We start from the raw sequence: 15,016 nt of genomic DNA, 5'->3' as shown, positions 1-15,016 counted from the left end.
ATTTCGTTTCCAAACTGCAGAAACACGAAAGCCTCTTAAACTCTTCGTAATTCCACGCCAATATCCGATTCGACTGAAAAGGCAAAATCCGCAAATTGGCGATGCTTTTTTATATTAAAGTGTGATTTTTGGAGGAATCCACGTCAAATGGGCTATAGAAACAATCCAAAACGCGAAAAACAGATCGAAAAAGCGCGCCAGCAGGCAATTGCCGAAAATGTCCAATTTCTTGATCCAGGTATTCTTTATGGAAGGGCAAGTGCGGACGATATAGAATATTATTCCGCAGAGATGCTGGCGGCGAGCGCGGCCCACAGTTTCCAGGCACTTTCGCACTGGACGGGAGAGGTTCCGTACATCGGCATCTCCCAGGTGGAGGGCGTTTCACCGCGGGACATTCCGGTAACGGTTCTGACCATTATCGGCCGCAATATGCCTTTCCTTTATGATTCCGTCATGGGCGAGGTCACCAGCAGCTATCGCGGCCTTTATCTCGCCGTGCACCCGATACTGGTGCGCGACGAAAGCGCGCAGGCAGGCTATCGTCTTGCGGAACCGGAGGATGATCCCGCTGAAAATATCAGCCTCATCCAGCTGCATATCGCGCCGCTCACGCAGCAGGCCGCCGCAGCGCTGGAAGAGAAGCTGCGCTTCGTACTGACGCAGGTCCAGTCAGCCTATCGCGACTGGCGGCCCATGCTGGCGAAACTCGACGAGGCGCTGGACGAATTGTCCAAGCGCGGCTCGTCGCGGCGCAAAACGGAACGGACAGAAGCGGTTGAATTCCTCAACTGGCTTCGCAATGACAATTTCACCTTCCTCGGCATGCGTGACTATACCTATTCCGGCAAGGGAAAGAACGCGAAGATCGAACGCGGCGACGGCGTTGGCCTCGGCAGTCTCAGCGATCCGGATGTGCGCGTGCTGCGTCTCGGCAAGAATGCCGTGACGACGACCCCGGAAATCCTTGCCTTCCTCGACGGCCCGGATTTCCTCATCGTCACCAAGGCCAACGTGAAATCCATCGTGCACCGCCGCGCCTATATGGATTATATCGGCATCAAACGCTTCGACGAGGACGGCAATGTCATCGGCGAATTGCGCATCGTCGGCCTCTTCCCCGCCACCGCCTACACGCGCTCGGTCAAGCAGATACCCTTGCTGCGCGCCAAGGTCGCGGAAGTCGAACGGCATTTCGGCTTTGATCCGAACAGCCACTCCGGCCGCATCCTGCAGAACACGCTGGAAGCCTACCCGCGCGACGATCTCTTCCAGATCGAAACGGATCTTCTGATCCGCTTCGTTGAGCAGATCATGGAACTGAGCGACCGGCCGCGCGTGCGCGTGCTTGCGCGTATCGACCGTTTCGACCGCTTCGTTTCGGCCATCATCTTCGTTCCGCGTGAGGAATATAATTCCTATGTGCGTGAGAAGATCGGCGATTATCTGAGCAGGGTCTATGACGGGCATATTTCCGCCTATTACCCCGCCTTCCCCGAAGGCGCCGTCGCCCGCGTGCACTTCATCGTCGGCCGCACGGAAGGTAAAACCCCACGCATTGCCCAGGACAAGCTCGAAGACGCCGTCAGCGATATTGCAGCGCGCTGGATAGACCACTTCATTGCCCTGTCGGAGCCCGGTGCGCCGGTGCTGGAGGTGGATCAGGCCTATCAGGAGGCCTTCACGCCGGAAGAGGCGATCGGCGACATGCCCGATATTCTGGGTGCCGCGAAGGGTGAGCCGGTCCGCATCGAATTTTACCAGCAGGAAGGCCAGTCGGCCGACACGCTGTCCTTGAAAATCTTCCACCGCGACGGTCACCTGCCGCTTTCGCGCCGCGTACCGCTGCTCGAGAATCTCGGCTTCAACGTCATCAGTGAGCGCACCTTCGACATCGGCGTGGTTTCAGATGGCGAGAAGCGCGATATCGTTCTGCACGATATGGAACTCTCCGTCGCAGCCGGCACGACGCTCGATCTGCCGCATTACGGACCGAAGCTCGAAGAAGCCTTCCTTGCCGCCTTCTCCGGCAAGGTCGATAACGACAACTTCAACCGCCTGATCCTCACCAGCGGTTTGACAGTTCGCGAAGTTTCCGTCCTGCGCGCCTATGCCCGTTATCTGCGCCAGACCGGCATCGTTTATTCACAGGAGCATATTTCCGAAACGCTCTATAAATATCCTGATATTTCGCGGAATATTTTCGCGCTGTTCAAGGCCGGCTTCGATCCGTCTGTTGAGGAAAAGAAGCGGGTGAAGAAACTCGCCGAGATACACAAGGCAATCGAAGCGGCACTGAGCGGCGTTCCCAATCTCGATGAGGACCGCACCCTCCGACGTTACGTCAACGCCATCGACGCGACGCTGCGCACCAACTACTTCCAGAAAAACGCCGATGGCACGCCGCGTGACATTCTGGCGTTCAAGTTCGATCCCAAACATCTTGATGGCCTGCCCGACCCGCGCCCCTTCCGCGAAATCTTCGTTTATGGAACCGAGGTCGAAGGTGTGCATCTGCGCTTCGGCAAGGTCGCACGTGGTGGTCTGCGCTGGTCGGATCGCGGCCAGGATTACCGCACGGAAGTGCTCGGTCTCGTCAAGGCGCAGCAGGTCAAGAATGCGGTGATCGTTCCTGTTGGCGCCAAGGGCGGCTTCTTCCCGAAGAGCCTGCCCGCCGGCGGCTCCCGCGACGAGGTCTTTAATGCCGGCCGCGAGGCCTACAAGACCTATATCCGCACCCTGCTGTCCATCACCGACAATATCGTTGATGATGCCATTGTGCCACCGGCCGATACGCTGCGGCTCGATGGCGACGACCCCTATTTCGTTGTCGCCGCCGACAAGGGAACAGCAACCTTCTCCGATACGGCGAACGGTCTTGCCCACGACGCCGGCTTCTGGCTGGACGATGCCTTCGCATCGGGTGGCTCGGCCGGTTACGACCACAAGAAGATGGGCATCACCGCGCGCGGCGCATGGGAAACTGTAAAACGACATTTCCGTGAAATGGGCACCGACATCCAGACCACGCCATTCACCGTGGCGGGCGTGGGTGATATGTCCGGCGACGTTTTCGGCAACGGCATGCTGCTGTCGGAAAAGATCAGGCTGATTGCGGCCTTCGATCACCGCGACATCTTCATCGACCCGGATCCGGATACCGACAAGTCCTTTGCCGAGCGCAAGCGGCTTTTCGAACTGCCGCGTTCCAGCTGGCAGGATTATGATCGTTCGGCCCTCTCCGGCGGCGCGATGATCATTTCGCGCTCCGAAAAATCGGTGACGCTGACGCCGGAAGCCGTGGCTGCCATCGGCATCGACAAATCGGTCGCCACGCCTTTCGAGATCATGACCGCCATCCTGAAAGCGCCAACCGATCTTCTCTGGTTCGGTGGCATCGGCACCTACATCAAGGCGGCGGTGGAAACCAATGCCGAAGTGGGCGACAGGGCGAATGACCCCATCCGCGTCAATGCAACAGAGCTGCGCGCGAAAGTCATCGGCGAAGGCGCCAATCTGGGCATCACCCAGAAGGGCCGCATCGCCTATTCGCTCGCGGGCGGGCGTTGCAATTCCGACGCGATCGACAATTCGGCGGGCGTGAATTCCTCCGACGTCGAGGTCAACATCAAGATCGCACTGGCCTCCGCCGTTAATAGTGGTCGCCTGACGATGCCGAAACGCAACCAGCTTCTCGCTTCCATGACGCCGGAAGTGGCGCAGCTCGTGCTGCGCAACAACTACCTGCAATCCCTGGCGATCTCGTTGACGGAGCGGCTGGGGCTCGCCAACCGGGAAGAGCTCGGCCGCCTGATGAGCGCATTGGAGGCAACCGGACAGCTGAACCGCAAGGTGGAAACCCTGCCGAACAATGCCGAACTCAGCGAAAGATATGCCTCGGGCAAACCGCTCACCCGCCCGGAAATCGGCGTGCTTCTGTCTTATGCCAAGCTAACCCTGTTCGACGCATTGGTGGCAAGCCCGCTTCCGGACGAACCCTATCTCCAGCATCTGCTGGTCGATTATTTCCCGGCCAAGATGCAGAAGAACTATGCCAACGATATCAAGGCGCATCGTCTGCACCGCGAAATCGTCGCGACCGCACTCGCCAATGCGGTGGTCAATCGCGGCGGCCCTGGTTTCGTGCAGAAACTTGCTGACGCAAGCGGTCTGCTTGCGGCCGATGTCGTCAAGGCGGCGGTGATCGTCGAGGATGGTTTCGGTCTCAAACATCTTTGGGGAGAGGTCGACGCGCTGGACGGCAAGGTGGGTGGTGAAGTCCAGAACGGGCTTTATGCCACCATCACCCGCATCTTCTCGGATGCGAGCCGGCTCTACCTGCAAACCGGGAGCGCGGGCGCGGCGACGGGCGACATGGCGACCGAGATCGAGCGTCTGAAAACCGCGATCAAGACGCTGTCGCCAGCGGCGGCGAAATATCGCCGAGAGCTTGGCGTCACGGAAATCGACGGCGTTCCCTCAGCTCTTCTGGAGGAACTGGATACGCTTTCGCTGCTGGTTTATGTGCCTGAAATCATGCGCATCGCCGAAAGTGCCGGCACGACGCTCGCCCGCGCCGCCGAAAGCTACGCCACCGTCTCCTCGACCTTCCGTGTCGCGCGTCTGCTGGATGCCAGCCAGCGCATCACACCGGCGGATCATTACGAGAGTCTGGCTCTCCTGCGCAGCCAGGACCAGATTTCCTCGTCGAGACGACGGATCGTCATCTCCGCGCTGACGGAATATGCCAAGGAAAAGGACCCGGTTCAGGCTTGGTATGCGGCAGACCGCGTGCGGGTCAACCGCATCGTCTCTGAACTCGGCGCACTCAGCGACAGCGGCGATACCAACCTTGCCCGTCTGACGGTCGCGGCGGGGCTGCTTGGCGATATCGTTCAGGCACGCTGAGCGGCAACCTTAAAAAACGCCATCCGGGTCACCGGCCCGGATGGCGCAGGCAAGACGGATGCACCGGCATCGCGCCTTTTATTTCCCGATTTTCCGATAGGACGATGAATGACTGTCCCTTCCCCCAATGCGGAAACAGTGGTTGCCAAACGCGGCATCTGGGGCTGGGTGATGTTCGACTGGGCGGCACAGCCGTTTTTCACTGTTGTCACAACCTTCGTTTTCGGGCCTTATTTCGTCGCCCGGCTCACCGATGATCCGATTTCGGCGCAGGCGACATGGAGCAACATGGCGACGGTGTCGTCGATCATCATCGCTCTCTTCTCACCCATTCTCGGTTCCATCGCCGACCAGTCGGGCGCACGCAAACCCTGGATAGCCTTTTTCGCCGTCATCAAGATTACCAGCCTCTTTTTCCTCTGGTTTGCCGCTCCGGGTTCGCCGCTCATCCTGCCCATCGTCTGCATGATCCTCGCCTCCATCGCGGCGGAATTTTCCATCGTTTTTAACGATTCCATGATGCCGCGGCTGACCAATCCGCAAAATGTCGGGCGCATTTCCAATCTCGCCTGGGGGCTCGGTTATCTCGGCGGCATGGTGGTATTGATTGCCGTGGTGACACTCCTGGCCGCCAACCCACAGACCGGGGTGACCATTGCCGGTATCAAGCCGCTTTTCGGCCTCGATCCTGCAACCGGCGAAGATGCCAGAATAACCGGTCCGCTCGCCGCGCTCTGGTATCTCATCTTCATTCTGCCGATGTTTCTTCTCACTCCTGATGCTGAAAAGGGGCTGCCCTTCGCAGCCGCGATCCGCTCGGGATTAGGGGAACTGAAGATCACGCTCCGTGAGCTTCGCTACCGCCCCACGCTGTTACGGTTTCTGATCGCACGCATGCTCTATCAGGATGGCGTCAATGGTGTTCTCATTCTGGGCGGGGCTTTCGCTGCCGGCATGTTCGGCTGGGCGACGATGGAAATCGGCCTTTTTGGCATTCTGCTCAATGTCGTCGCCATCGCGGGCTGCTTTGCCGCCGGGCGCGTCGACCAGAGACTGGGGTCACGCGTCACCATCCTCATCAGCCTGGTGCTTTTGCTGCTGGCCACGCTGGGCATCGTCTCCACGGAAAAGGGCTCTACCCTGTTCGGCTGGATACAATTATCAACCGCTGACAATGGCGGCATCTTCGCCACCGGTGCGGAAAAGGCGTATCTCTTTTACGGCGTTTTGATCGGCCTTGCCTTTGGCCCGGTTCAGGCCTCGTCGCGCTCTTATCTCGCACGCAACATCACCGTGGCCGAGGCGGGCCGCTATTTCGGCATCTATGCGCTTTCCGGGCGCGCCACGAGTTTCATGGCGACGCTATCATTTTCCATAGCCACCTATATAAGCGGCTCCGCCCATATCGGCATGGCGACGCTCATCGTATTTCTGGGGGCAGGTTTCCTGCTGCTGTTGCGCGTTCCGGAAAGAGCGGCGGGCTGAAAGTCCCAAGCAGCAGCCGATGCGGTGATCAAATCCAGCATCGGCCAGAATGCGGTAGAATCACAGCTGGTCGAGTTTTTGCTGCAATGCGCGCAACTGCGCCTTCAGCTCATCGATTTCGGATGCATTCGGTTTGCGGGTTTCTTTCGGCGCCTGCGGCATCGCAAAAGGCGTGAAGCCCTGCATCGCCTGGCGGAAGAGTTCGGTGTTACGGCGGATCTGCTCTTCCATCATCTGCAGCGGCGCCTGGAAATTGCGCGCCAGCGAACCGTCGCCGAAGGCCTTGGCCATGTGCTCCTGCATCTGGCTCTGCTGATCGGAGAAGGTCTTCATCGAATGTTCGAGAAATGTCGGCACCACCATCTGCATCTGGTCGCCGTAATAGGAGATCAATTGCCGCAGAAACGCCGTCGGTAGCAGCGTATTGCCGGTTTTGGCCTCCTGTTCGACGATGATCTGCGTCAGGACCGCGTGGGTAATATCCTCTGATGATTTGGCATCCTGAACCTTGAAGTCCTCGCCGCGTTTGACCATCTGCGCCAGATCATCAAGCGTCACATAGGTACTGGTGCCGGTATTATAGAGCCGCCTGTTGGCGTATTTTTTAATGATTGTTTCGCCGTCGTGTTTCGCCATGCCCGCCTCCTCGCGATGATGGTATTTTCTTGTTTTTTGGTGTTATTGCTCTTCCCACCGCAAAGTGTATGCGCAAAACAAGCCCTCTGACAAATGTTTTGTGCATCGCAACAGTTTGTTTTTTGCGCAGCAATTTTCCGCAAGATTCCAGCGTGATTTAGCAACATCTTTTAAAGCAACTTTCGCCATTTGACTTGTATTGAAAGCTTTGCCAGTCTCCGCCCGCAAGTGAGGAGAAAACTAATGACCCTGCCTTCAATCGTAATTGCCAGCGCCGCGCGCACCGCAGTCGGCTCTTTCAATGGCCACTTTGCCAATACGCCAGCCCATGAACTGGGGGCGACTGTCATCAGCGCCGTGCTGGAACGCGCCGGCGTCGCGGCTGGCGAAATCGATGAAGTCATTCTCGGTCAGGTCCTGACGGCGGGCGAAGGGCAGAACCCGGCGCGGCAGGCGGCGATGAAGGCCGGAATTCCCCAGGAAGCAACCGCCTTCGGTCTCAATCAGCTCTGTGGTTCCGGCCTGCGCGCCGTGGCCCTTGGCATGCAGCAGATCGTTACCGGCGATGCGGCCATCGTTATTGCCGGCGGCCAGGAATCCATGTCCATGGCGCCCCACTGCGCCCATTTGCGCGGCGGCGTGAAGATGGGCGATTTCAAGATGATCGACACCATGCTGAAAGACGGCCTGACTGACGCCTTTTACGGCTATCACATGGGCATCACTGCTGAAAACATCGCACGCCAATGGCAGCTTTCCCGCGATGAACAGGACCAATTTGCGGTCGCATCGCAAAATAAGGCCGAAGCCGCGCAGAATGCCGGTCGTTTCACTGACGAGATCGTTGCCTTCACGGTCAAAGGCCGCAAGGCCGATATCGTCATCGATGCGGATGAACATATCCGCGCTGGCGCTTCACTGGAAACGATGGCCAAGCTGCGCCCCGCCTTTGACAAGGAAGGCACCGTGACGGCGGGCAACGCCTCCGGTCTGAATGATGGTGCCGCCGCCACGCTTTTGATGTCGGAACAGGAGGCGGGAAAACGCGGTATCAAGCCGCTGGCCCGTATCGCGTCCTGGGCGACGGCAGGTGTCGATCCGCAGATCATGGGCACCGGCCCCATTCCCGCCTCTCGCAAGGCGCTGGCCAAGGCCGGCTGGTCGATCAGCGATATTGGCCTTGTGGAAGCCAACGAAGCCTTCGCAGCCCAGTCATGCGCGGTGGTGCGCGAACTTGGCCTTGATCCTGATATCGTCAACGTCAATGGCGGAGCGATTGCCATCGGCCATCCGATCGGTGCCTCCGGTGCACGCGTCCTTAACACCCTGATTTTCGAAATGCGCCGCCGCAACGTGTCGAAGGGCCTCGCAACGCTCTGCATCGGCGGCGGCATGGGTGTCGCCATGTGCATCGAAGCACTCTGAAACCACCGCCTGACTTGTCAAAAAGCAATTCCGGTTCGGCGTGCAATAGGTTAGAAGCGGCCTCCCATTGGCCGCATTTCTGTGGCCGGTGAGCGCGACGAAAAACTTCTGCAAGATATGGAAGCATCCTCGCATATGCAGGCGCTTCAATGACAGGTCATGGAGGCCGATATGAGCCGGGTTGCTTTGATTTCCGGCGGGACGAGCGGCATAGGCGCCGCAATCGCCCGCGCCCTGCAGGCGGCCGGCTACCGCGTGGCCGTCAATTACGCTTTCACGACGGACAGGGCGGAAGCATTCCAGAAAGAAACCGGCATCCCTGCATTCCAGTGGGATGTGCGCGACTATGACGCCTGCGTCAGTGGCATTGCGAAGGTGGAAGAGACTTTGGGGCCTGTCGAAGTCCTCGTCAACAATGCCGGCATCACCCGCGATGCGATGTTCCACAAGATGACACCGCAGCAATGGCGCGAGGTAATCGACACCAACCTCACCGGCGTGTTCAACATGACGCACCCCGTCTGGCCGGGCATGCGCGACCGCGGCTTCGGTCGCATCGTCAATATTTCCTCCATCAATGGCCAGAAGGGACAGGCAGGGCAGGCCAACTACTCCGCCTCGAAGGCAGGCGATATCGGCTTCACCAAGGCGCTCGCCCAGGAGGGCGCCAGCCGCAACATCACTGTCAACGCCATCTGCCCCGGCTATATCGGCACGGAGATGGTAAGAGCGATCCCGGAAAAGGTTCTGGCCGAACGGATCGTGCCGCAAATTCCCGTAGGACGGTTGGGTGAACCAGAAGAAATCGCGCGCTGCGTTCTGTTTCTGGTTTCCGACGAGGCCGGCTTCATCACCGGCTCGACCATGACGGCCAATGGCGGACAATATTTCGCCTGAGGCCATCCATCGCCGCCCTGCCGGCCGCCTGAACTCAGTAAACTTTCCGTGATCTCGGCTTCGATAAATTTGCGCCGCACAAAAACTTGAAGATGAAAGACAGGAAAGAAAGGCCGCCTAAACCAATGAAAATACGATAGTTTTTGTATAGTTTAGAATGAGTCTAGAAAACCCTTGGCGACTCATTAATAGGTTTTTCTTGACATTGGCTGTCCTGTTTTGGTTTAAGAATGAAAACAACGTGTTGCGTCATACAGGCAGTCCATCATGCTGGTTTGCAGCTGCAATTACATCACTGATCACGATATCCGGGACGTCATTAACGAGCTCCTCGACGAGGACTGTTGGCAGCTCATCGTCCCTGCAAAAGTGTATCACGCCATGGAAAAACGCGGCCGCTGCTGCGGCTGTTTCCCGACCGTTGTCGACCTGATCATCAAAACGACTGAAGAATATCATGCCCGTCGCCACTCGACTGAGGCCGATGTTTTTGATTTTATGTCCCGCCTGAAGCAATTCCATGAAGAGAACAGGAGAGCGGACATTGAAAGGCGACAAAAAAGTCATCGAGCGGCTTAACGAGGCCCTTTTTCTCGAACTCGGTGCGGTAAACCAGTACTGGCTTCACTATCGTTTGCTGGAAGACTGGGGCTACACGAAGCTCGCCAAAAAGGAACGTGCTGAATCCATCGAGGAAATGCAGCACGCCGACAAGCTGGTCGCACGCATCATCTTCCTTGAAGGCCATCCCAACCTTCAGACGGTTTCGCCCCTGCGCATCGGCCAGAACGTCAAGGAAGTTCTGGAAGCTGACCTTGCCGGCGAATATGACGCCCGCACCTCCTACAAGAAATCGCGCGATATCTGTTATGAGGCCGGAGACTATGTCTCCATGAAGCTTTTCGAAGAACTGCTGATCGACGAGGAAGGCCATATCGACTTTCTCGAAACCCAGCTCGAACTGCTCGGCAAGATCGGCGAAGAGAAATACGGCCAGCTCAATGCCGATTCCGCCAACGAAGCGGAATAAGCACTGGCGACAGGACAGAAAAGGCGGCCCAGGCCGCCTTTTTTATTTGCCGGAAAGGTGCTGGAACTCCGCCACAACCTTTTCGTATACCGCCCGCTTGAAAGGCACGATGAGCTCCGGCAGGATTTCCATCGGCTTCCAGTCCCATGCGTCGAATTCGGCCGTGTGCCCGGTTGGCGGCGGATCGATCTGGATTTCGCTTTCATCGCCCTCGAAGCGGAACGCAAACCAGCGCTGCGCCTGCCCGCGATATTTGCCCCTGAGGCCGATACCGATCAGTTCGGGCGGCAGATCATAGTGAATCCAGTCGCTCGCTTCCGCAAGCAGGCTCACCGTTTTCATGCCCGTCTCTTCGTAGAGTTCGCGAATGGCGGCCGTCAAAGGCCTTTCGCCGTCATCGATGCCGCCCTGCGGCATCTGCCACAATTGCGGTGAACCGTCATATTCGGAATTGCCTTCCTTGATACGCCGACCGGCCCAGACGAGGCCTCGAGCGTTCAGAACCATTATTCCCGCACAGGGACGGTAAGGCAAATCTTCTGCTTTGATTGTCATGGGAAACCCGCACTGTCTCAACGCCGGAAATGGTCGCAGGCAAGGTTTACTGCCCCGCCTGCCCGGAAACAAGCGCGGAAACACCGACGATCTCAATACCGCGCCCGCCGGCCTCACGCGACCATTTCGAGATCGCCGCAACGCTTTCATCGAAGGCCGACGCAACGCCGATCGCCTGGCCATTACGCCGCGCAATCCGCTCCAGCTCGTCCAGCTTGCGCAGAATGGAAGCTTCGGTGACGTCACCGTCGAGCAAAATATCGGCAAAGCCCTGCGGCGCGGAAATAGCCTTCGCGATGCCCCCGCTCAACGACTGCGCCGAGGAGCCATCATCCAGAAACAGCAGGCCACGCTTGCCGATGTCGCGCATGACAGGCTCCAAGGCCGCCTGCTCGGCAAGAAAGCGCCCGCCGAGATAATTCATGATGCCGGTGTAATTGGTGATTTTTGTCATGGAGCGATGCAGCCGGTCGATATTGACCTTGGCAGGGTCACCCGCCAGCAGCGTGTCCGGACCGGGATTAGTACCCGGATAACCGAAGGGCTCCAGCGGTATCTGAAGAAGAATTTCATGTCCTTGCCGGCGCGCTTCCTGCATCCAGCGTTGCAGGCTGTTGCCGCTGGCGGCAAAACCAAGCGTGACCTCCGGCGGCAGGTCTCGGATCGCTTTTTGCGACCCCGTCTGGCTGAGACCCAGCCCGCCGACCACGATCGCCACCCGTGTGCCCCGTGCGCCCGACCAGGGCCGTGCATATTGCTCCATCGGCCGCAAACCGTCCGCGCCAACGACCGGCAATCTGCCGAATGCGGTTTCTTCCAGCAGCTCCTCATTGGGCCGCGTCGCCATGCGCGGATCCTGACCATAGGTCTGGCCGCTCATCAGCACCGGCCCGTCACCCTCGCGCGGGCGGGGGGAGTACACCGATACGACATTGCCATCAGGCATTGTCTCGCGATTGATATTGGCGCCGGAGCGCCCGCTTTGCGGCTGCAGAACGGCAGCATCACCGGGAGCCGTTACCTCGGCCAGTGCGGTTTCAGGTGTCTTGTCGGCAAGCTGAGGCTGTGCATCCGGCCCGCTCGCCGTCTTCTGCAAGTTGCCGGGCGAAAGCGCCGTATAGACGGAGAGGCCGCCAATCGAAAAAACCGCAAGCACCGACAGAGCCATAATGACGGAAAAGCGCCGGTTAATACCGGCGCTTTTTTTCTGACGACCTAGAAGCGGTTTTCGCAGGTCCGAAGGCAATGAACGATCCGTCCAACGGTTGGGCAATAGAGACAATGCGCCGGCTGACCGGCGCACTATCTTATTGCTTGTTGACCACAGCCTTGTCCGGGTTCGGCGGGAAAGACGGATCCGTCTTGGCGCCGCGCAACAGGTCCCGCGCGTAGGTGAGCTGGATGTCGTCCTTTGCTTCCGGCGGCACGTAGGCGGAGGAACCAGAACCTTCGTCCGTTTCACTCTGGCCCTTGATATGGCCGGTCAGACTGGATTCGCCTTCGGTCGTGACGCGACCCTGCAATTCCGGCGGCAAAGGCTGTTCAACTTTGATGTCAGGCGTAATGCCCGTGCCCTGGATCGATTTGCCCGACGGCGTGTAATAAAGCGCCGTGGTCAGACGCAACGCACCGGCCTCGCCGAGCGGAATGATCGTCTGGACCGAGCCCTTGCCGAAGGAGCGCGTGCCGACGACGGTCGCACGACGCAGATCCTGCAGGGCACCGGCAACGATTTCCGAAGCCGAAGCCGAACCGCCGTTGACGAGCACGATTACCGGCTTGCCATCGGTCAGATCACCGGCCGTCGCGTTGAAGCGGCGGGTCTCGTCGGGATTGCGGCCACGGGTCGAAACGACCTCACCGCGCTCGAGGAAGGCGTCGGAAACATTGATCGCCTGATCAAGCAGACCACCCGGGTTGAGGCGCAGATCGAGCACATAACCCTTCAGCTTGTCGGCAGGCACATCAGCCTTGATCTTCTTGATCGCCTTTTCGAGATCATCATAGGTCTTCTCGGTAAAGGAGATGACGCGCAGATAACCGACATTGTCACCCTCGACGCGGGACTTGACGGCCCGCACGGCAATGACGTCGCGCATGACGGTGAATTCGAGCGGCTTGTCTGCGCCCTGGCGGATGATCGTCAGCTTGATCGGCGTCTTGACCGCGCCGCGCATCTTTTCAACCGCCTGCTCCAGCTTCAGGCCACGAACCGGCGTACCGTCAATTTCTGAAATGAAGTCGCCGGCGAGAATGCCTGCACGGGAAGCCGGCGTGTCGTCGATCGGCGTGATGACCTTGACCAGCTCGTTCTCCATGGTCACTTCGATGCCGAGACCGCCGAATTCACCCTTGGTCTGGGTGCGCATGTCGTTGGCATCCTTGGCATTCATGAAGCTCGAATGCGGATCGAGCGAGCTGAGCATGCCGTTAATGGCATTTTCCACCAGCTTCTCGTCATCCGGCGGCGTCACATATTGTGCGCGCACGCGCTCGAACACGTCGCCAAAGATCGACAGTTCCTTATAGGTCGAAGGCCCGGCCGCCTGTGCCGGCATGCTCGCCGAATAAATCACACTCATCGCCGTGGCGCCCATAAGCCCACCGATAAGGAGAAGCGAAACCTTACGAATCATTGTGCGCCCTTCCGGTATTTTTTGCGGTCCACCACGGTTGGGAATCAACCGGTACACCATCTTTCCTGAACTCAATGTAGAGCGTTGGCCTGTCGGTTTCCAGCGCCAATGCTGCTGCACTCGCTACTCTTTTTGCACCCATGGAGGCGATGGGCTCTCCGGAGAACACGAACATGCCCTGCCGCGTCCTCACATTGTCCATGCCCGTCATCACCACATGATATCCGTTACCCGTATTGAGGATGATCATCCGGCCGTAACTGCGAAAATCTCCGGCAAACACCACGAAGCCGTCTGCAGGTGCCGTCACGATGGCTTCCGGTCCGCTCGCGACAACAATTCCCTTGGAAAAGTGGCCCGTTCCGTCCGCGTCGCCGAAGCGCCGCAGCACCTCGCCGGTCACCGGCAGCTCCAGCTTTCCCTTCAAACTCGCGAAGGGATATGCGGGCGCAATGCGGTTTTTATCGGGCATTCCAGCCTCGGCCGCAGCGCGTTCCTTCTCGCGTTCCGCCTCCGAAAGACGGGCCAGACGCTGCTCTTCCGCCCGCGCCTTTTCCATCGCCTCACGCACCGAGGTAATCTCGCCTTCGAGCGAACTGACCAGCCCCTCAAGGCTCGTCGCCTTGCTCGCAAGCTCTTCAGATCGCTTGCGTTCCGCCTCCAGTTCGGCCGCCGTCTGGGAATTCTTGCGGTCATTTTCGGCAATCAGGAGGTCGAGGCGTTTTTCCTCTTCCAGACTTGCCGTCATCATACCCGTAAGATCACCCTTTTCGCGAGCGATTGCCTGTCTGACGTCGGTCAATTCTTTGAGAGCGGCGACGAGCTTGTCGGTTTCACCACGAATGCCGGGCACGACGGCGCCGAGAAGAATGGCACTGCGCACGGAAGCCAGTGCATCTTCAGGTGAAACGAGGAGAGCCGGTGGCGGGTTTCTGCCCATGCGCTGCAATGCGGCCAGAACCTCCGCCAGCACGCCGCGTCTTTCCCGCAATGATGCCTTGACGCCATCCTCACGGACCGAAAGCTTGGCCAGGCGATCCTCGCCGTCGCTGATCTTGGCTTCCAGCGCCTTGCGTCGGGCAGCCGATGCGATCAGTTCCTCGCGAATGCGCGCGCTGTCCTGATTGAGGGAGGCGATGCTTTCTTCGAGCGTCCTTGTCTTGTCTTCCGAAAGGCCGATGCTGTCGACCAGCTCCTCCAGATCCTGCCGGTTCTGGTCGCGGCGCTTCTCCAGCGTCTGCAGCGCATCCGGCGAGGAAGCATCGCTTGCCGCCGGGGCAGCGCCCGCATCGTCACGCGAATGGGTCGGACCGCCCCCCATGACGAAAGCAGCAATAACCGCGCCCGCAAGGGCAGCGTGCCGTTTTCGTTGAGGCGTGGTGTCCATTTGAGCTTTCTTTGATGCCGAAGCAGGAGCGCCGATATTAGGGATTTTGCCGCGATC

General features: G+C 58.8%; 11 protein-coding genes. 6 read left to right on the top strand and 5 right to left on the bottom strand.

All coding sequences use genetic code 11. The features are described from left to right. Positions 1-147 precede the first annotated feature (147 nt). Together ASB65_RS21670 and ASB65_RS21665 are read left to right on the top strand one after the other, a co-directional pair. Positions 148-4,908, top strand: coding sequence for an NAD-glutamate dehydrogenase (locus ASB65_RS21670; RefSeq protein WP_060725337.1), 4,761 nt, complete (start codon positions 148-150; stop codon positions 4,906-4,908). A 108-nt stretch (positions 4,909-5,016) separates the two neighbouring features. Further along, on the top strand, positions 5,017-6,393 hold the full coding sequence (locus ASB65_RS21665) for an MFS transporter (protein ID WP_060725336.1): 1,377 nt from the start codon (positions 5,017-5,019) through the stop codon (positions 6,391-6,393). A gap of 60 nt (positions 6,394-6,453) precedes the next feature. On the opposite strand, the gene phaR is transcribed toward ASB65_RS21665, so the two are convergent. Beyond that, positions 6,454-7,029: a polyhydroxyalkanoate synthesis repressor PhaR gene (gene phaR / locus ASB65_RS21660; protein WP_003520279.1), complete on the bottom strand. Its 576-nt coding sequence runs from the start codon at positions 7,027-7,029 to the stop codon at positions 6,454-6,456. Between the two features lie 243 nt (positions 7,030-7,272). Here phaR and ASB65_RS21655 point away from each other — a divergent pair, with 243 nt between their 5' ends. The 4 genes from ASB65_RS21655 to bfr all read left to right on the top strand — a co-directional run bounded on the left by ASB65_RS21655 (position 7,273) and on the right by bfr (position 10,381). Further along, positions 7,273-8,454, top strand: a complete 1,182-nt coding sequence (locus ASB65_RS21655) for an acetyl-CoA C-acetyltransferase (RefSeq protein ID WP_003505229.1) — start codon at positions 7,273-7,275, stop codon at positions 8,452-8,454. A 171-nt stretch (positions 8,455-8,625) separates the two neighbouring features. After that, the gene (phbB, locus tag ASB65_RS21650; protein ID WP_060725465.1) at positions 8,626-9,351 is read left to right on the top strand and encodes an acetoacetyl-CoA reductase; all 726 of its coding nucleotides are present in this window, start codon (positions 8,626-8,628) and stop codon (positions 9,349-9,351) included. Positions 9,352-9,618: 267 nt separating this feature from the next. Beyond that, positions 9,619-9,930 carry a (2Fe-2S)-binding protein gene (locus ASB65_RS27690; RefSeq protein WP_003505234.1) on the top strand — a complete coding sequence of 104 codons (312 nt, stop codon included), beginning with the start codon at positions 9,619-9,621 and terminating at the stop codon, positions 9,928-9,930. After that, on the top strand, positions 9,896-10,381 hold the full coding sequence (gene bfr, locus ASB65_RS21640) for a bacterioferritin (RefSeq protein ID WP_003505236.1): 486 nt from the start codon (positions 9,896-9,898) through the stop codon (positions 10,379-10,381). Before ASB65_RS27690 ends, bfr begins: the two co-directional genes overlap by 35 nt. A gap of 42 nt (positions 10,382-10,423) precedes the next feature. Here bfr and ASB65_RS21635 read toward each other — a convergent pair whose 3' ends face one another. The 4 genes from ASB65_RS21635 to ASB65_RS21620 all read right to left on the bottom strand — a co-directional run bounded on the left by ASB65_RS21635 (position 10,424) and on the right by ASB65_RS21620 (position 14,959). Next, a complete protein-coding gene (locus ASB65_RS21635) occupies positions 10,424-10,936 on the bottom strand; it encodes an RNA pyrophosphohydrolase (protein WP_080570260.1) in 513 nt (170 codons plus the stop codon). Between the two features lie 46 nt (positions 10,937-10,982). Further along, complete coding sequence (locus ASB65_RS21630) at positions 10,983-12,182, bottom strand: divergent polysaccharide deacetylase family protein (RefSeq protein WP_060725334.1); 1,200 nt, start codon at positions 12,180-12,182, stop codon at positions 10,983-10,985. Positions 12,183-12,243: 61 nt separating this feature from the next. Further along, on the bottom strand, positions 12,244-13,572 hold the full coding sequence (locus ASB65_RS21625; RefSeq protein ID WP_060725333.1) for a S41 family peptidase: 1,329 nt from the start codon (positions 13,570-13,572) through the stop codon (positions 12,244-12,246). Continuing rightward, positions 13,562-14,959, bottom strand: coding sequence for a murein hydrolase activator EnvC family protein (locus tag ASB65_RS21620; RefSeq protein ID WP_003505244.1), 1,398 nt, complete (start codon positions 14,957-14,959; stop codon positions 13,562-13,564). Before ASB65_RS21620 ends, ASB65_RS21625 begins: the two co-directional genes overlap by 11 nt. Positions 14,960-15,016: the final 57 nt, after the last annotated feature.

The sequence above is a fragment of the Agrobacterium tumefaciens str. B6 genome (genome assembly GCF_001541315.1).
In the GTDB taxonomy this organism is placed as follows: Bacteria; Pseudomonadota; Alphaproteobacteria; order Rhizobiales; family Rhizobiaceae; genus Agrobacterium; species Agrobacterium radiobacter.
The sequence above is the reverse complement of the archived record's forward strand: the minus strand, read 5'-3'. Positions and strand labels throughout refer to the sequence as shown.